Origin of the sequence: Chromohalobacter nigrandesensis, assembly GCF_023061285.1 — a bacterium.
Lineage (GTDB): Bacteria > Pseudomonadota > Gammaproteobacteria > Pseudomonadales > Halomonadaceae > Chromohalobacter > Chromohalobacter nigrandesensis.
The window spans coordinates 106147-123024 of the sequence record NZ_JAKGAM010000009.1 but is presented as its reverse complement, the minus strand read 5'-3'; the positions used below and the strand labels follow the sequence as shown (position 1 = coordinate 123024).

The window sequence follows — 16878 nt, the reverse complement described above, 5'->3', positions numbered from 1 at the left end:
GGCCCCGACGATGAAGCCGGGGCGCGGGAGGTGGATCAATACTCTAAGCGATTAACCCATTAACGGGTCGCTTACCCCGACCACATAGAACGCGATCAAACCGATGAGTCCGGTGAAGATTAGGTAGTAAAGCGTCGGCAGGATCGTCTTGCGTAGCGTGGTTCCCTCGCGGCCCAGCAGTCCCACGGTGGCGGACGCGGCAACCACGTTGTGAATGGCGATCATATTGCCTGCTGCGGCGCCTACCGCCTGGAGTGCCACCATCATCGCGGTGGACAGCCCCAAGGCCTCGGCGACGTTGAACTGGAAGTCCGAGAGCATCAGGTTGGAGACCGTGTTGGAGCCGGCGATAAACGCGCCCAGCGCACCGACGGCGGGTGCGAAGAACGGGTAGACATGCCCCACGCCATCGGCGACCAGCTGCGCCATGGCCACGGGCATCGAGACCAGATCCGCCTGATTGACGCCGGAGTTGATCAGGATGCGCACCATCGGCACGGTGAAGATCAGCACGAAGCCGGCGCCCAAGAGCGTCTTGGTCGACTCGCTGAAGGCGGCGCCCAGCTCACTGGCGCGCATGCGGTGCAGCAATACGGTGAGCAGCACCACGACCAGAATGATGCCGCCGGGCAGATACAGCGGCTCGAGGCTGCCGGAAACGCCGCTTTCGCCAAGGATGTCGTTCCAGCTCAGGCTGAGCGATTGCAGCGTCGAGGTGACCGACGGCACGGTGCGCGAGATCACTAGGAGAACGGCCAGCAGCACATACGGCATCCAACCCATGAAGACCGACATTGGCGCCTTGCCGGCGACCTGGTCCATCTTGATGTCCAGACGTCCCAGCCACTCGTCCGGCCATGTCGAGCTGTCCGGGAAGTCCCAGGTGTCCTTGGGCAGCAGGAAGCCTTTCTTGGCGGCGGGAACGACAATTGCCAGGCCCACCAGAGCGCCGATCATCGACGGGAATTCAGGGCCCAGGATGACGCCCACCAAGGCGTAGGGCACCACGAAGGCGACCCCGGTGAATAGTGCGAAGGGTGTGATCGAGAGACCTTCCTTCCAGGAGCGATTGGCGCCGAAGAAGCGCACCATCACGATGACCATGATCAGCGGCATCAGAACCCCCACGATGGCGTGGGTGATGGCAACTTCCGAGGCGATCAGACGGAAGAAGCTTTCCCAGCCCGAGCCGCTGGCGGTCAATTGTTCGGTGATCGCGTTACGGTTGAGGCCGCCGGTGACGCCCACCACGACAGGGGTGCCGACCGCGCCGAAGGAGACAGGCGTGGACTGGATCATCATGCCCACGGTGACGGCGCCCAGGGCGGGGAAGCCCAGCGCCACCATCAGCGGTGCCGCCACCGCCGCTGGAGTACCGAAACCCGAGGCCCCTTCGATGAAGCAACCGAACAGCCAGGCGACGATCAGCGCTTGCACGCGGCGGTCGGGGCTGATGCTGGAAAAGCCGTTGCGGATGGCGGTGATGCCGCCGGAATGCTTCAGCGTATTGAGCAGCATGATGGCGCCGAAGATGATCCACAAAAGGCCCACGGTGAGAATCAGCCCCTGGAACGTCGAAGCCAGTACCCGGGTGAAGGTCATGTCCCAGGCCAGCAAGGCGATCAGTGCGGTGACCACGAAAACCACGGGCATGGCGACCTTGGCCTGAACCCGGAAGCCAATCAGCAGTACGCCGGCCAGTACCAATGGCAGAAAGGCGAGTAGTGAGAGCAGCGTTTGATTCATGAAAGTGCCCCTGACGGTGTTGTTGTGCAGCGCCAGACGGAGGCATGCAGATGCCGCCCGTCATCCAGCGAAAGATAAACGTGAAACGCGGCGGGGCCAATTGTTGGATAATTGGTATTACCAATTATGCTGGCAGGCTAATGATCTTGAAATATCCTTCAAAATCAAATTTCTATGACCTTGTCTGTGACCTTCGTCGGAGCCTTTGGGCGTGTTGATGAGGTGTTTCACACGCTTTGAGTTCGACTAATAGACGAGTCTTTTCAAGGACATCGCTGCCCACTTGTGTGCGTCGATAGGCGCGATTGCGTGGCATGTGGTAGCGTCGGAGGTCCGGCGCGTGAGTATTCTCACGCTAAGCCTATGATCAAAAAGGAGCGGTGGCATGACGTTGCAGATGTACGATTTGAGCGGGCGTGACGAGCGGCTACGGTTCTCGCCATACTGCTGGCGTGTGCGTTATGCGTTGGCACACAAGGGCCTGGAATGCGATTTCATTCCGTGGCACTTCACGCAGAAGGACGCGATCGCGTTTTCGGGACAAGGCAAGGTGCCGGTGCTCGTCGACGGCGAGACCACGGTCACCGATAGCTACGAGATCTTCCGCTACCTGGATCGTGTGTATCCGCAAAACCCGCTTTTGGGCGACGACACGGCCGAGTCACGGGCGCGTTTCTTCAAGTTCTACAGCGAGCGGGCGTTGGCGCCGGGGATCCTGAAAACCGTCATCATGGACTTGTTCAATGTCGTGCATCCCGACGATCAGGCGTACTTCCGTGAAACGCGCGAAAAGGCGCTGGGTCGCAGCCTCGAGGAAATGCATGCGCCAAGCAAAGGGCTCTCGGCACTCGATGCGGCCCTCGAGCCGCTGCGTGGGCGCCTCGAAGAGGCCGATTTCCTCGACGGTGAAGCGCCCGGCGGCGCCGACTACATGGTCTTCGGCCACTTCATGTGGGCGCACTGCGTCTCGACGGCGGATCTCGTTTCCAATGCCGACCCGGTTTACGCCTGGATCGAGCGCATGCTGGACCTGCACGGCGGCGTGGGGCGCAATGCCACGCGTATCGTCGACATCGAAGGCGGCTATCCCGGCTGATGGCGCCGTGAACGCGCATCGGCGGCAAGGCGTATGTAGATAAGGAGCGAAGCATGAGCGATATCGTATTGATCACCGGCGCGACCTCGGGCTTCGGTCGCGCAGCGGCGCGGCGTTTCGCCGAGGCCGGCTGGTCGTTGATCCTCACTGGGCGGCGCGCGGAGCGCCTCGAGGATCTCGAGGAGGAGCTGAGTGGCAAGGTGCCCGTGCATACCGCAGTACTCGACGTGCGGGATGCCGAGGCGGTCAAGGAGGTCGTTGCAGCGTTGCCGGAAGGCTTCCGCGCGGTCAAGGCGCTGATCAATAATGCCGGGTTAGCCCTGGCGCCGGAGCCGGCGCCTAAGGCGGACCTGGCCGATTGGCATACCATGATCGATACCAACATCACCGGGTTGGTCAACGTGACGCATGCGCTGCTGCCTACGCTGATCGAGACCGGTGCCGGCGCGAGTATCGTCAACCTGGGCTCGGTCGCGGGGCAGTGGCCGTACCCGGGGAGTCACGTCTATGGCGCGAGCAAGGCCTTCGTGCAGCAGTTTACCTATAACCTGCGTTGCGACCTGCAGGGTACCGGCGTGCGCGTCACCGATATCGCGCCGGGCATGGCTGAAACCGAGTTCACGCTAGTGCGTACCGGTGGCGATCAGGCGGCCTCCGACAAGTTATATGGCGATACCACGCCGCTCGAGGCTGAGGATATCGCCGAGTTGATCTTCTACACGGTCTCGCTGCCGGCGCATGTCAACGTCAATCGCCTCGAGGTCATGCCGACACGCCAGGCGTGGTCCGCCTTCGCCGTCGACCGCGACTGAGTCAGTCGTCGGCGATCAAGCGCTTGCCAAGGGTCACGAAGTCACCGTCGTCGTACCCTTGGCGGCGGTAGTAGTCGATCAGTGCGGGATGCTCGTTGCGTACCATCAGCATCAGCTTCGGGCAGCCCCGAGCCTGCAAGGCGCGCTCCACGGCAGCGAGGAGTTGGCGGCCAAGCCCGCAGCGCTGACGGTCGGGGCTGACCGCCAGATAGTGTACCCAGCCACGATGACCGTCGTAGCCCGCCATGGCGCTGGCGATCAGCGTGTCCGCTTCCACCCCGACCAGGAACAGGCTGGGGTCTTCCGCGAGCTTGCGGGCGATGTCACGGCGCGGGTCGTTCCATGGGCGCGTCAACTCGCAGTGTTCCCATAGCGCAATGACGCTCTCTTCATCGCCGGGCTGGAAAGGTCGGATCTGCATATTGCTCTCTTGGATGGCTGTAGCTGTCAGGCGGTCTTGGCCGTGGAAATGGCCGGTTTTTGGCGCTTGGCCATGACCTCGGCCTGATGTTCCAGCACCAGCACAAGTCGCTCGATCAAGCCTTCGATGAGTTCGCGCGTGTCTTCCTCGATGCCGCCATGGCGTGCGATGGCGTCGTCCAGTGCTTGGCCAGCTTCGTTTATTCCTTGGGGCGAGCGGCCATGGGCACTGGCCTCGAAGCCGTCGGCCAGCGTGGACAGAAGATGTCGCATAGCGTCATGTACCGGTGCTGATGCGTCATCCAGGCGGTGGCGCAGGCGCAGACACGAGCGCCCCAAATCGAGGCCATTGAGGCCGATCATGAACAGATGGCGATGATCTTCGGGCAGCATGTCGTCGTGCCGGGCGAGTTGCAGCAGGCGGTCGGCCATACGGCCGCTGAAGCGGCTTTCGGCTTCATGCAAGGGCTGCTGGTCGATATGCCGCAAGTCGTGGCTGATGGCGCCGATCAAACGCCGGCGTCGAATGGGTGTGCCCAGGCCAGGGAATAGCCGGAAGCCCATCACCACGGCGCTGAGCCCGACGATAACGGCGATAGCGCGATTGGCGAAGCTGTCGAAGGAAAAGTCCATGCCATTGCCGGGCATGGTCAGCAGAATGTTGAAAATGGTGAAGGCCAGGCAATAGCCCATCAGGCGTGGATTAGAGGCCCCGAGCATTCCCAGGAAAAGTGGCGTGATAAATAGCATGGCGAGCATGGGAAAGCCGTTGGCCTGCGAGAGCAGCACATGGCCGAACAGAAAGGCGCTGGGTAATGCGGCCAGCATGCCTTTGAAGAACATCATGCAGATCGTCACGGGGTTGTCGCGGGTGGCGAAAAACGCCGAGAACAGCGTGCCGAGCAGCATTGCCACCTGGCCGTTGCCCCAGTTTGTCTGCAACCAGAAGATCGCCAGACACGAGAAGACCAGCCCCGCACGGCCGGCATTGAGCAGCGCCACCAGGTGATCGCGATGCCAGGACAGCGAGCCGGCGCGGAGTTGCTTGCGCCCGGGGTGGGCGATGGCCTCGCGCGCGTCGAGCATGATCATGGCATGGCCGAGCACCTCGCGCAGGGCCAGGAGCACGCGGCGCTGCAAGGGGTCGAGCTGGGTGTCGGTGCAGGCGTGCGCTCGCTTGCGCAGTTCCTGTAATTGGCGACGTGCCGCCGGGATGCCTTTCACATGCTCGGCATTGCGAAAGCCATCGGCGATTTCGCTGGCCAACTGGTGCAAGGGCGCGCTGATGCGCTCGCGATGATCGTGCAGCAACTGATAAAGCGCGCCTAGCGTGGCGAAAAAACGTAACGTGCGCCGGGTGAGTACGTGTGTGGCGCGGATGCGACCGGCGCCGTCGGGGCCCTCGTAGCGTGCCGCCTGGCTGTCGGTTTCGAGCATCGTCAGCGGTTCGAGACTGGCGGTCAGCGATTGCTGCATGGTATCCAACTCATCCCCGGCGTCGAGGCGTTGCCCGGCGTGGGTGAAGGCGTGATTGATCACCTCGTCGGCTTGGCTGGCCAGGTGATTCTTGACGCGGGTGGGCCACAGCAAGGCACTGACCAGGATGGCACAGAGGGCGCCGAGCCCCAGTTCGGAGAGCCGTGCGATGGCGATATCGAAGATACCGCTAGGAGGCTGATTGGCGGAAATCACCACGATTAGCATCGCCGTGACGGCGCCCATGATGCAGCCGTAGGAAAAGTTATTGCGCAACAGCGAACTGCCGTAGGCGCAGAACATGATCCACAGCGTCAGCACCACCAAGGCAGGTACGCGCGCCTGGGCGAAGAAGGCCATGATCACGATGCCGACCAGTGCCCCGATGAGCGTGCCGCCGATCTGGCAGATGCCTTTCTCGACGACCATGCCACTCATCGGCCGGATCTGCAGGAAAGCCGCCGAGATCAGCGCCCAATAGGGACGGTCGAGATCGCACCATAGCGCGATGTAAAGCGCCAACAGCATCGCCAGTGTGGTTTTGGTGGCGAACTGCAGTGACGTTTTCGAGGGGGTGAGGTAGGTTTCCAGCCAGGGCGACATGGGCGACTCAGTCGGTATCCGTCTCATCGACGATATGGATGGTGGCGGTCATGCCGGCACTGAGCAGTGTCTCGTCGGGGATCTCGTCGAGCGTGATACGCACCGGAATCCGCTGGGCCAGTCTGACCCAATTGAAGGTCGGCTCGACTTGGGGCAAGAGTTGATCGTTGGACGAGGTATTGCTATCGGCGATCCCGCGACCGACCCCCGTGACATGGCCACGCAATTCGGTGTCGCCGTTCATCAGCGTGATCTTGGCGGTGTCGCCTTCTTCGATACGCGACATCTTGGTTTCTTCGAAATACCCGGTCACGTAGTAGGAGTCCGCTGTGACCAGCGCCATCACGGGATTACCGGCCGAGACGTAGTTGCCCTCGGTGAGGCGCAGATTGAGGATATGTCCGTCGGCGGGGGATTCGACCACGGTGCGCTTCAGATCGAGCTGAGCGCTTTCAAGATCGGCTTGGGCCTCGTCGAGGTTGGCTTTCGCCACGCGGGTATCGATCCGCGCGACTTCGCGATCCTCGCTGCTGATGGCCTGGTTGCTGAGGTTGTTGCGGCGGTTCTCTTCGTGTCGCTTGAGCTCCAACTGCGCCTGATTCAACGCGACCACGGCCTGGGCCTTGTTGACGGCAGTTTGGTAACGCGACTGATCGATCTGGAACAGGGTATCGCCTTGTTCGACGTGTTGCGTATCGCTTACCGGTAGCTGGCGCACCCAGCCCGAAACATCCGGGGCGATCGTGACGACATCGGCGCGAACGCGGCCGTCACGGGTCCATGGCGTATACAGGTAGTAATGCCAGAGCCAGACACCGGCAGCGACAGCCAGTGCCACGACGACGAGAGTGATCAGCATGCGTAGCGGTGTGCGCATTTAAACGATTCCAGCAGTGGACGAGAAGGCAAAGGCGACGGCGGCGGTAATGATGACGAATAAGGCGACATCGAACCACGCTTCGAACCAGGGGGTATGTTGCCCGACGAGTCGGTGCAACACGGTACGCACGATGAGTGCGCCGATGAATCCTAATAGGGCATAGATAAGCAGCGGGCTGAGATAAATGCCACCGACAGCGATTTCCTTGAGACCCATTCCCTCTCCCGTTCGCCAAAGCAAGCGAATATGTTAGCACGCTATCGAAATGCGCAACACCTGCCTATCGGCATTTCGCATGAACCGGCTTCCTCATGCACCGACTTTCACATGAACCCGTCTTTTATATGATTCGGTATTTTATATAAACCGATCTTTTATAAAAGAGTACAACATGTCGTCTCGAGGTTGTCAGTCTAGCGTGAAAACGCGTTCGGGCGGGATATGCGAGTGCAGACGCCAGCTCTCCGGCACGGTCTGGCGGATCTGTTCGAGAAGTGCGACGCTCTTGCGAGGCAAACGTCCGAAGGGGTAGAGCAGGGTGATGGGGAGCGACGAGGGCGCCCATTCTGCAAGGCAAGGCGCCAGGCTACCAGGATGATGCTGGAGGCGTTTTTCGGCCATCCAATGGGGAAGAAGACCCAAGCCGCGCCCCCGCGCGATGGCATCGATATGCAGGACGTACTGATCCACGTGCAGTCGTGACGGCGGGAGCGTAATCCGGGTTTCCCCTTCGCGGGCGTGATGCAACGTCACGCCCTGTTCGCTGGTCCCGAGCAGGTCGACCCAGGCATGTTCGGTCAGTTCGCGCGGGTGACGCGGCATGCCATGGCGCCGGAAATAGTCAGGATGCGCGTAGACCCCGCGACGCATGTAGCCAAGCGTCTCCTGACGTAGGCCACAGTCGGCGACATCGCCCAGCCACAGGCACAGGGTCTCGTCTTCGGGGCCCGTAGGCGGCGTCAGACGAGTATGCAGGTTCAGGCGCACGCCTGGGTGACGCGCCACGAAATCCTCCATTTGCTGGCTGAACCAGCCCCGCGCAAAGGCGTTATGCACCTCGACGGTCAACTCGCCGCTGACATCCGCGCGCAAGTCGTCGAGCGCCTGCTGGCCTTGCTCGGCGAGGTGGAGTATCTGCTGACTGTAGGCGAGAAACAGCGTGCCGGCTTCGGTGGGAAGCAGGCGGTTGGCTTGGCGTCGCAGCAGCGGCTGACCCAGCCGTTCCTCCAACTGGCTGATGCGTCGACTGAGTGTCGACTTCGCGAGTCCCAGTTCACGGGCGCTGGCGGTCAGGCTGCCAGACGCCATGACCGAGGCGAATGCGGTCAGTTCATCAAGATCGTGCATGCCATAGGCCATCGTCAGCGTGGTGCGTGGAGTGGATATCCATTCTGGCATATTGCATGACTCTTTTGAAAATCATTAACGCTTGTAACGATCTCTCGTTGCGTTGCAGATTGCGAAACGCCCCGTACCGTGACCTAGCGTGTTCTCTATGAAAGAATCTAAATGATAAAAATTCGTATTAAACATCAAAGTATCATGCAAATGCTTCGGCCGGTGTCGGAGCGGGTTCATCAGGGAGAACAACGCATTATGTCTTATCACATTCGTCCGTCGGCGCTGGCACTCGCCGTTACCACTTTCGGCATGCCGCTGGCCTATGCCGCCGATGACGATGTCCAACTGGATAATGTCGTCGTGACTGCTGCGGGATACGCTCAGCAGGTACAGGACGCGCCGGCGTCGATCAGTGTCATTTCGCGCGAGCAGCTCGAGAACAAGAGCTATCGGGATGTCACCGATGCGCTCCAGAATGTGCCCGGCGTCATGATCACCGGCGGGGGCGCCTCGCAGGACATCAGCATGCGGGGCATGGGCAGCAAGTACACTTTGATTCTCGTCGACGGCAAGCGTCAGGGGTCTCGGGAGACACGCCCCAATAGCGATGGACCGGGGATCGAGCAGGGTTGGCTGCCACCGTTGTCCGCCATCGAGCGCATCGAGGTGATTCGGGGGCCCATGTCTTCCTTGTATGGGTCCGATGCCCTGGGCGGCGTGGTCAATATCATCACGCGCAAGGTGGCTAAGGACTGGCATGGTAGCGTCACCGCCGACACCACGGTTCAGGAAGACGCGGACTCGGGCGATTCGAACCGTAGCCGCTTTTATGTCGGCGGCCCGCTCAAAGAGGACACGCTGGGGCTTCAGGTTCACGGTCAATATTCACACCGTGACGAGGATCAAATCGTCGATGGTTTTAACGAGCGGCGGTTAGCGAGCGGTACGGCCAAGCTGAGCTGGACGCCATCAGCGGCGCACGATATTGACGTCGAGGCGGGTTACAGCAATCAGAAGCGTACTTCCAATCCCGGTGAGTCGATTGCCGAAGAAGGGCGAGGCGGTCCCAACGAGCGTTCGGAACAGGATTACGACCGTCGTCATTATGCCGTTACGCACAATGGTCGTTGGGGGTTCGGCACCACGGAAAGCTATGTGCAGCGTGAAGAAGTCGATAATCCCTCGCGCGACATGGAATATGAAAATACGGTCTTCAACACGCAAAGCGTAATGCCTCTGGGGCGTCATATCTTGACGCTTGGCGGTCAATACCAGGATCAGGCGTTGACGGATGGCGGTAACGAAGCGGGTAACCTGGATGAACTGACACGCTGGCAATGGGCACTCTTCGTCGAGGACGAATGGGCGCTGACGCAGGATTTCTCGCTGACGGGGGGCGCGCGGCTCAATAAAGACGAAAACTATGGGACGCATTGGGCACCACGACTTTATGGGGTCTGGCAGGCGGCGCCACAATGGACTGTCAAAGGTGGCGTCACCAGCGGTTATCGTGCGCCGGATCTGCGTCAGGCATCGCCTGGCTGGGGGCAGATCACCGGCGGACCGAATTCAGCAGTGCCGGCGGTGATTCTCGGTAATGCGGATCTCCAGCCCGAAGAAAGTCTGAGCCATGAGCTGGGTGTGGTATGGGATGATCAAGAAGGCACCCAAGCCGGGGTGACACTGTTCTATACGGAGTTCGACGACAAGATCACCGAACAACGTGTTTGCGATACGGAAGCGGGTGACGCGACGTGTACCTTCAACAATGAGGAATACCGCTTCATCAGCCAGCGCTTCAACGTCGACAAGGTCACCATGCAGGGTGTCGAGGCGACATTGACATTGCCATTGGGGCTGGATTATTCCCTGACGGCCAATTACACCTATACCGATTCCGAGCAAAAAACCGGGGATTTCAAAGGGCAACCGCTCAACAGACTGCCCGAGCACATGGCCAATGCCACGCTCGATTGGGAGCCGGGTGGCCCGCTATCGGGGTGGGCGCGCGTCAATTATCGTGGCCGCACGACCCAAGGATTGAGTCGCACGAGCATGACGGATGAGATTCCTTCCTACACTTTCGTAGACGTGGGCGCAGCCTACCGGTTGACCGATGCGGCGACCCTGTTTGGCGGTGTGGACAATGTCTTCGACAAGGATGTGAACTACGACGTTTATGAAAAGGTGCTGGATGGTCGTCACTATAATGCCGGTATCCGCGTCGAGTTCTGATGCATAAGACAGATTGCCGATCATCGTGCAGGGAGGCTTCGGGCCTCCCTTCTTCGTTCGAGAAGGCTTGGATCGGTGTCTGGGTTGTTGCCATCGCGCATGCTATTTTCGATAAGCTTACTCACTCGTCATTGGTATCGAGGCCGCTAGGCCCGGAGTTCTATGTTACGTCGTTCGCTGGTGCGTATTTTTATCGTCCATGCCTTGGCACTGTCGCTGGGCATGGCCAGTCTTTCGGCGCTGGCCGCCGAGCGCGTCAAGGTCTTTGCTGCGGCCTCGCTGACCGATGCCGTCGATGCGCTGGCCGAGGCCTACGAGCGCGATCACGATGTCGACATCGTGCCCGTCTACGCCGCGTCGTCGACATTGGCTCGGCAGATTGCCAATGGTGCGCCGGCGGGCGTGTATCTCTCGGCCAACGAGCGCTGGATGGATTGGCTCGGCTCGCAGAACGGAATCACGCTCTCGCATCGCCATGATGTGCTGGGCAATCGTCTGGCATTGATTGCACCTCAGGATAGTGAGCTCGAGCGTTTTACAATGGATGAGACCACTTCGATTGCCGAACGATTGGGAGACGGGCGCTTGGCACTCGGCAACCCGGAGCATGTCCCCGCGGGTATTTATGCCAAACAGGCTCTGACAGCGCTGGGTCAGTGGCAGGCGCTCGTGCCACGGTTGGCGCGCGCCGACAACGTGCGCAGCGCTCTGGCGCTGGTCGAACGCGGCGAGGTGCCGTTGGGCGTCGTCTATGCCAGCGATGCCCAGGCCAGCGACAAGGTCAATATACTGGGCACCTTCTCCGAGTCGTCCCATGCCCCGATTGTCTATCCCGTAGCGCTGGTTGGTGCGTCGCCCAGCGAGGAGGCCACGGCGTTAGCCAAGTGGCTGGAAGGCGACACGGCGAGCGCTATCTTCCAACGTTTCGGCTTTGCGACGCTGACCGACGGGGATAGCTGATGCTGACACCGCTGGAATGGGAGGCGCTGGCCCTGAGCCTGCGTGTTTCCGGTGTCGCGGTGGCCGCGATCCTGCTGCCGGGACTGGGCATGGCCTACGTGCTGGCGCGTTTTGACTTCCCGGGCAAGGCCCTTGTCGATGGCATCGTGCATTTACCGCTGGTGCTGCCACCGGTAGTGGTGGGGTATCTGCTGCTGGTATCGCTGGGACGCCAAGGTTCGCTGGGCCAATGGCTGCACGAAACGCTGGGCGTGAGTCTGCCCTTTACCTGGCAAGGGGCGGCACTCGCCGGAGCGGTGATGGCATTTCCCTTGCTGGTGCGTGCTGTACGCCTGTCGCTGGAGTCGGTCGATCGTAAGCTGGAGGAGGCTGCGCGTACGCTGGGCGCGAGCCGCTGGAAGACTTTTCTCACGGTGACCTTGCCGCTGATGCTGCCGGGCATTCTGACCGGCAGCGTGCTGGCGTTCGCACGTTCGCTGTCCGAGTTCGGCGCGACGATCACCTTTGCCGCCAACATTCCCGGTGAGACGCGCACCTTGCCGCTGGCGCTCTACAGCCTGGTGCAGACGCCCGGGAAGGAGGCCGCCGCCGCGCGGCTTTGTGTGATTTCGGTGGTCGTGGCGTTGATCGCGCTGGTGGCGTCGGAATGGTTGGCGCGGCGCGCGCGTCGGCGTCTGGAGGGCCGTCATGCTTGAAGCGCAGGTATTTCAGCGGCTGGGCGATTTCACCCTCGATACCTTTCTCACGGTGCCGGCGCAAGGCGTCACGGCGTTGTTCGGGCGCTCGGGGAGCGGCAAGAGCAGCCTGATTCGGCTGATCGCCGGATTGGGGGCGCCGGAGGCAGGCACCATCCGGTTGGGCGATACATGGCTGGTGGACACCCAGCGGCGTCGCTGGGTGCCGCCTCACCGGCGTCAGTTGGGCGTGGTGTTTCAGGAAGCGCGGCTGTTTCCGCATTATTCGGTGCGCGGCAATCTGCGCTACGGCATGCCGCGCGCGGCGCGCGCAGATTTCGATGGCCTGGTCGAACTTCTGGGGATCGGTCATTTGTTGTCGCGTACGCCGGGGCGGCTCTCGGGAGGTGAGGCGCGACGCGTGGCCATCGGCCGGGCGTTGTTGTCGCGCCCGCGGATGCTGTTGATGGACGAGCCGCTCACCGGGCTGGACGGCGCGCGCAAGCAGGAGCTCTTGCGTTATATCCGGCGTCTGGCGCGCGATACTGGCGTACCGATTCTCTTCGTCAGTCACGATACGCGTGAAATCGGCGCACTGGCCGACCGCGTGGCATTGATCGAGGAGGGCCGCGTGCTGGCCAGCGGTCCGGTGGACGAGATGTTTTCGCGCCTCGACCTGGGGCCGCGCACGGGGCGCTTCGAGGCGTCTTCACTGCTCGAGGCGCGTATCGTTGCGCATGACGAGGCGCTTTGCCTGACGCGTCTGGCACTGCCGGGCATGGCCGAGGCCGAGACGCTGAGCGTCGCGCGTCTCGACGGCGCGGTCGGCGATGCGGTGCGCCTGCGCCTTCGGGCGCGCGATGTGGGTGTCGCCTCTACGCAGACGCCGCCGCTGCCGGATGTCGCCTGCCTACCGGCGACGCTACGGGAGATCGGTGATGAAGCCCACGGTCCCTTCGTCGAGGTGATGCTGGATGTCGGTGGGCAGGCGCTGCGGGCGCGCCTTACCCGTGAAGCCGTCGGTCAGATGGGACTGTATGCGGGCCAAGCGTTGCAGGCGCGGCTGCGTAGCGTGACGATCTCCCGCCATGACGTGATCGTCACGTAAGGGCCTTCAGGAGGCGGTGTGCTGCCGCCGCCTTCCCGGTAGATTGATCACCGCCAGCCCGGCGATGACCAGCGCCCCGCCGAGCAACTTGTGACTATCCAGGCCATCGCCGAGCAGCCAGACGCCGAGGAAAACGGCGATGACCGGCATCAGCAACGTCAGCGGCACGACCCGGTTGATCGGGTGACGGCGTAGCAGCGCATACCACAAGCCGTAGGCGATGATCGACGACATCACTGCCGTGTAGAATACCGCGCCCCAGCCAATCCAGCCGACATGCCGCAGCGCTTGTATGTGCTGGGTCTCGAAGAGCCAACTGCCGAGTGCGACCTGGGGAATCGCGAACAGCGCGATCCATCCGGCCAGCGTCAGCGGCGAGATGGCCGGGGCGCGCTTGATGATCAACGTCGATACCGCCCAGGCCAGGGCGCTGGTCAAGAGCGTCAACGTGGCCGTGGCGTTGGGCAGCGCTGGCCCGCCGGCGAGTACCACGGCACCGGCGAAGGCCAGCAGCAAGCCGAGCAGGCGGCGCAGGTCGAGGCGTTCCTTGAGGAACACGGCAGCGAGCAAGGTGGCGAAGGGTGTGCCCATCTGTACAAGCAGGGCGCCGGTACCGGCCTCGGCTTGGCCCAGGCCCAGAAACAGCAACGGAAAATGCAGGCCCCCGAAGGTGACCGACAGCACCAGCAGCCACGGCAGTTGCGGCCGTGTCACCCGAGTGAAGGGCACGACCAATGCCGCGACCAGCATGAAGCGCAGTGTCATCAGCATCAGCGGCGGCATGTCGTCCACGCCGACCTTGATGACGATGATATTGAAGGCCCAGATGACGATGACCAGAAGGCCAAGCAAGAGGTCGCGAAGCGGCACGAGGATGTCCTTGTAGGCGAGTGGCGTCAGGCATTATTCGCACTGGCTGATAGAACGCAAAAGGATAGCGCATGAAACGGACATTGTACGTGTCGGGCATGATGGCGTTGGCCATGTTGGTGCTGACTCTCGCGTCGACGCTCGGCGAGGCGCGTTCGACACTCGAGCGTGCCACCTTGAAGGTTGCCGGCGAGACGCTGTCGGTGGAGGTAGCCAGACAAGCCGACGAGCGCGCGACGGGGCTGATGAATCGAGATACGCTCGCGCCGGATGCCGGCATGCTATTCGTCTATCCCCGCCAGCAACCCCCCGAGGCATCGTTCTGGATGTACCGCACGCGTATTCCGCTGGATATCGCCTTTTTAGGTGCGGACGGCGAGGTACGCGCCATCCGGCACATGCGGCCATGCCAGGCTGAGTCCAGCGCCGAGTGCCCCAGTTATGCGGCCGAGGTCCCGTTTCGCGCGGCCTTGGAGGTCAATGCCGGTTACTTTCGTCGACACGGCATTGAGGCGGGCGATCATCTCTCGATCGCGCCCTTGCTATCGCCGCGCTAGGTTAACGGGCCGATGAAGTGGCGCCGAATGTTCGATGACAAGGAGTGAGTACGTGGATCCGATATGGTGGTTGGCTTATCTGGCTTTGGGCGGGGTGGTGGGTATCTTCGCCGGCCTGCTGGGGGTCGGCGGTGGTGGCATCATGGTGCCGCTACTGACGTCGCTGTTCGCCTTGCAGGGCTTTCCGCATGACACCCTGGTACATGTGGCACTGGGGACGTCGCTGGCCGCCATCGTGCCCACCTCGCTGGCGAGCCTGCGCGCGCATCATCGTCGCGGCGGGGTGGTGTGGTCAGTGGTGCGCTCTATCACGCCGGGCATTCTAGTGGGAACGTTTCTGGGTACATTCCTGGCGTCCCACGTGCCGACGTCGGGGTTGGCCATCTTCTTTGCCTGTTTCATGGCCTTCGTGTCGTTACAGATGCTGATCAATCTCAAGCCTCAGCCATCGCGGACCTTGCCGGGGGCCTGGGGCGTCTCGGGTGTGGGGCTGGGTATCGGCGGTATCTCCGCTCTGGTCGCCATCGGGGGTGGTTCGTTGACGGTGCCGTTTCTCACCTGGTGCAACGTCTCCATGCGGCGTGCGATCGGCACCTCTGCGGCGGTAGGACTGCCGATCGCGCTGGCGGGAGCGGTCGGCTATCTGATCAACGGCTGGGGAGAGCCGGGGTTGCCGGTGGGAACGCTGGGATTCGTCTACTGGCCGGCGGTGATTCTGATGTCGGGCGTGAGTTTCTTCACTGCGCCACTGGGCGCCCGGCTTGCCCACCGTCTGCCCGTGTCCGCACTCAAGCGCATCTTCGCGTTCGTCTTGATGGCGTTGTCTTTAAAGATGTTGTTCACCGTCTTGTCGGGCTAGGCGTCGGGATTGGGTTAGACGTTAGTCGAATATCAGCGGGATATGGAAAACGTCTGTTCCGGTCGGCATAACGGGCGGTTATCATGCCTGCCGGCTATCGACTTGGGCACATATTGCCTAAGCTGAGGGCAAGGGAACCGAATGCATCTGAAGAGGCCGCGCCGAGGTCATCTTCAGGTCGCTCCCTGTAACTGGCGCGGGCATTGGCTCCGCGGCTGGTTCGTCAAAATAATGTCAAAGAGGTGCATGCATGAAACGTTACGCTTTTACCGCTGCGTTATTCTCTGGGGCCCTTTTGGGTGCCGCCGCGCTATCGACGCCGGCGATGGCTCAGGATCAGGAGCGCTTCGTCACCATCGGGACCGGTGGACAGACAGGGGTCTACTACGTGGTGGGTCAGTCGGTCTGTCGTCTGGTCAACCGCAACTCGGAGGACACCAATATTCGCTGTAACGCGCCGTCCACCGGTGGCAGCGTGGCCAACATCAACGGCATCAAGTCCGATGAGCTGAGCATGGGGGTCGCGCAGTCCGACGTACAATATCGTGCTTACAACGGCGAGGGTGACTTCAAGGAGCCGATGGAAGACCTGCGTGCGGTATTTTCCGTGCACGGCGAACCGTTGACCGTTCTGGCGCGCAAGGATGCCGATATTAACGGTATCGAGGATCTCAAGGGCAAGCGCGTCAACATCGGCAACCCGGGCTCCGGTCAGCGTGCCACCATGGAAGTGCTGATGGACGCCGAAGGCTGGGATACTGACGTGTTCTCGATGGCCTCCGAACTGGGCGCTTCTGAAATGGCCTCGGCGCTGGCGGATAACAACATCGATGCCATGGCGTACGTGGTCGGTCACCCCAATGGCGCGATTCAGGAAGCTACCACGACCGTGGATGCCAACCTCGTACCGTTGAACGACGACGCGGTGGATGGCCTGGTCGAGGAGTATCCGTACTACGCCAAGTCGGTCATTCCCGGCGGCATGTACAAGGGCAATGACGATGATGTCGAGACCTTTGGCGTCAAGGCCACTTTCGTGACTTCTTCCAAAGTGGATGACGATGTCGTCTATGAAGTAGTCAAGGCGGTATTCGACAACTTCGACCGTTTCAAGCGTCTGCACCCGGCTTTCGCCAATCTGGAACCGGAAGAAATGATTTCCGACGGTCTCTCCGCGCCGCTGCATGATGGCGCCAAGCGCTATTATGAAGAGCGTGGCTGGTTGTAAGCGTTAGCTTGAT

16 protein-coding genes are annotated in these 16878 nt (G+C 61.6%); 9 read left to right on the top strand and 7 right to left on the bottom strand.

Going from position 1 to position 16878, the window contains the following annotated elements:
• Positions 1-51 precede the first annotated feature (51 nt).
• Positions 52-1746: an L-lactate permease gene (locus L1073_RS11980; protein ID WP_246899569.1), complete on the bottom strand. Its 1695-nt coding sequence runs from the start codon at positions 1744-1746 to the stop codon at positions 52-54.
• Positions 1747-2131: 385 nt separating this feature from the next.
• Here L1073_RS11980 and L1073_RS11975 point away from each other — a divergent pair, with 385 nt between their 5' ends.
• Both L1073_RS11975 and L1073_RS11970 read left to right on the top strand, forming a co-directional pair.
• A complete protein-coding gene (locus tag L1073_RS11975; RefSeq protein ID WP_246899568.1) occupies positions 2132-2842 on the top strand; it encodes a glutathione S-transferase N-terminal domain-containing protein in 711 nt (236 codons plus the stop codon).
• Positions 2843-2895: 53 nt separating this feature from the next.
• Complete coding sequence (locus L1073_RS11970) at positions 2896-3654, top strand: SDR family NAD(P)-dependent oxidoreductase (protein ID WP_246899566.1); 759 nt, start codon at positions 2896-2898, stop codon at positions 3652-3654.
• 1 nt (position 3655) lies between these two features.
• On the opposite strand, the gene L1073_RS11965 is transcribed toward L1073_RS11970, so the two are convergent.
• From L1073_RS11965 to L1073_RS11945, 5 genes are all read right to left on the bottom strand, one after another.
• Positions 3656-4075, bottom strand: coding sequence for a GNAT family acetyltransferase (locus tag L1073_RS11965; protein WP_246899564.1), 420 nt, complete (start codon positions 4073-4075; stop codon positions 3656-3658).
• 26 nt (positions 4076-4101) lie between these two features.
• Positions 4102-6153: an FUSC family protein gene (locus L1073_RS11960; RefSeq protein ID WP_246899563.1), complete on the bottom strand. Its 2052-nt coding sequence runs from the start codon at positions 6151-6153 to the stop codon at positions 4102-4104.
• 7 nt (positions 6154-6160) lie between these two features.
• Entirely contained in the window at positions 6161-7030 is an 870-nt protein-coding gene (locus L1073_RS11955; RefSeq protein WP_246899561.1) for an efflux RND transporter periplasmic adaptor subunit, read from the bottom strand.
• Complete coding sequence (locus tag L1073_RS11950) at positions 7031-7249, bottom strand: DUF1656 domain-containing protein (protein ID WP_246899560.1); 219 nt, start codon at positions 7247-7249, stop codon at positions 7031-7033.
• A gap of 192 nt (positions 7250-7441) precedes the next feature.
• Positions 7442-8431, bottom strand: a complete 990-nt coding sequence (locus L1073_RS11945) for a LysR family transcriptional regulator (RefSeq protein ID WP_246899558.1) — start codon at positions 8429-8431, stop codon at positions 7442-7444.
• A gap of 198 nt (positions 8432-8629) precedes the next feature.
• On the opposite strand from L1073_RS11945, the gene L1073_RS11940 reads away from it, so the two are divergent.
• The 4 genes from L1073_RS11940 (at position 8630) to modC (ending at position 13351) form a co-directional block, all read left to right on the top strand.
• Positions 8630-10609: a ligand-gated channel protein gene (locus L1073_RS11940; protein WP_246899556.1), complete on the top strand. Its 1980-nt coding sequence runs from the start codon at positions 8630-8632 to the stop codon at positions 10607-10609.
• 162 nt (positions 10610-10771) lie between these two features.
• Positions 10772-11569 carry a molybdate ABC transporter substrate-binding protein gene (gene modA / locus L1073_RS11935; protein ID WP_246899554.1) on the top strand — a complete coding sequence of 266 codons (798 nt, stop codon included), beginning with the start codon at positions 10772-10774 and terminating at the stop codon, positions 11567-11569.
• Positions 11569-12264: a molybdate ABC transporter permease subunit gene (gene modB / locus L1073_RS11930; protein ID WP_246899552.1), complete on the top strand. Its 696-nt coding sequence runs from the start codon at positions 11569-11571 to the stop codon at positions 12262-12264. Before modA ends, modB begins: the two co-directional genes overlap by 1 nt.
• On the top strand, positions 12257-13351 hold the full coding sequence (gene modC / locus L1073_RS11925) for a molybdenum ABC transporter ATP-binding protein (RefSeq protein ID WP_246899550.1): 1095 nt from the start codon (positions 12257-12259) through the stop codon (positions 13349-13351). The genes modB and modC overlap by 8 nt, the downstream gene beginning before the upstream one ends.
• 6 nt (positions 13352-13357) lie before the next feature.
• On the opposite strand, the gene L1073_RS11920 is transcribed toward modC, so the two are convergent.
• A complete protein-coding gene (locus L1073_RS11920; RefSeq protein ID WP_246899549.1) occupies positions 13358-14221 on the bottom strand; it encodes a DMT family transporter in 864 nt (287 codons plus the stop codon).
• A 71-nt stretch (positions 14222-14292) separates the two neighbouring features.
• On the opposite strand from L1073_RS11920, the gene L1073_RS11915 reads away from it, so the two are divergent.
• The 3 genes from L1073_RS11915 (at position 14293) to L1073_RS11905 (ending at position 16865) form a co-directional block, all read left to right on the top strand.
• Positions 14293-14778: a DUF192 domain-containing protein gene (locus L1073_RS11915; RefSeq protein ID WP_246899547.1), complete on the top strand. Its 486-nt coding sequence runs from the start codon at positions 14293-14295 to the stop codon at positions 14776-14778.
• A gap of 52 nt (positions 14779-14830) precedes the next feature.
• Positions 14831-15637 carry a sulfite exporter TauE/SafE family protein gene (locus L1073_RS11910; RefSeq protein WP_246899545.1) on the top strand — a complete coding sequence of 269 codons (807 nt, stop codon included), beginning with the start codon at positions 14831-14833 and terminating at the stop codon, positions 15635-15637.
• Between the two features lie 250 nt (positions 15638-15887).
• Complete coding sequence (locus L1073_RS11905) at positions 15888-16865, top strand: TAXI family TRAP transporter solute-binding subunit (protein WP_246899543.1); 978 nt, start codon at positions 15888-15890, stop codon at positions 16863-16865.
• Positions 16866-16878: the final 13 nt, after the last annotated feature.

Coding starts and splice junctions, on each gene's coding strand:
- L1073_RS11970 (WP_246899566.1), top strand. CDS start 2,896: ATGAGCGATATCGTATTGATCACCGGCGCGACCTCGGGCTTCGGTCGC.
- L1073_RS11945 (WP_246899558.1), bottom strand. CDS start 8,431: ATGCCAGAATGGATATCCACTCCACGCACCACGCTGACGATGGCCTAT.
- L1073_RS11955 (WP_246899561.1), bottom strand. CDS start 7,030: ATGCGCACACCGCTACGCATGCTGATCACTCTCGTCGTCGTGGCACTG.
- modC (WP_246899550.1), top strand. CDS start 12,257: ATGCTTGAAGCGCAGGTATTTCAGCGGCTGGGCGATTTCACCCTCGAT.
- L1073_RS11905 (WP_246899543.1), top strand. CDS start 15,888: ATGAAACGTTACGCTTTTACCGCTGCGTTATTCTCTGGGGCCCTTTTG.
- L1073_RS11980 (WP_246899569.1), bottom strand. CDS start 1,746: ATGAATCAAACGCTGCTCTCACTACTCGCCTTTCTGCCATTGGTACTG.
- L1073_RS11975 (WP_246899568.1), top strand. CDS start 2,132: ATGACGTTGCAGATGTACGATTTGAGCGGGCGTGACGAGCGGCTACGG.
- L1073_RS11915 (WP_246899547.1), top strand. CDS start 14,293: ATGAAACGGACATTGTACGTGTCGGGCATGATGGCGTTGGCCATGTTG.
- L1073_RS11965 (WP_246899564.1), bottom strand. CDS start 4,075: ATGCAGATCCGACCTTTCCAGCCCGGCGATGAAGAGAGCGTCATTGCG.
- modB (WP_246899552.1), top strand. CDS start 11,569: ATGCTGACACCGCTGGAATGGGAGGCGCTGGCCCTGAGCCTGCGTGTT.
- modA (WP_246899554.1), top strand. CDS start 10,772: ATGTTACGTCGTTCGCTGGTGCGTATTTTTATCGTCCATGCCTTGGCA.
- L1073_RS11950 (WP_246899560.1), bottom strand. CDS start 7,249: ATGGGTCTCAAGGAAATCGCTGTCGGTGGCATTTATCTCAGCCCGCTG.
- L1073_RS11960 (WP_246899563.1), bottom strand. CDS start 6,153: ATGTCGCCCTGGCTGGAAACCTACCTCACCCCCTCGAAAACGTCACTG.
- L1073_RS11940 (WP_246899556.1), top strand. CDS start 8,630: ATGTCTTATCACATTCGTCCGTCGGCGCTGGCACTCGCCGTTACCACT.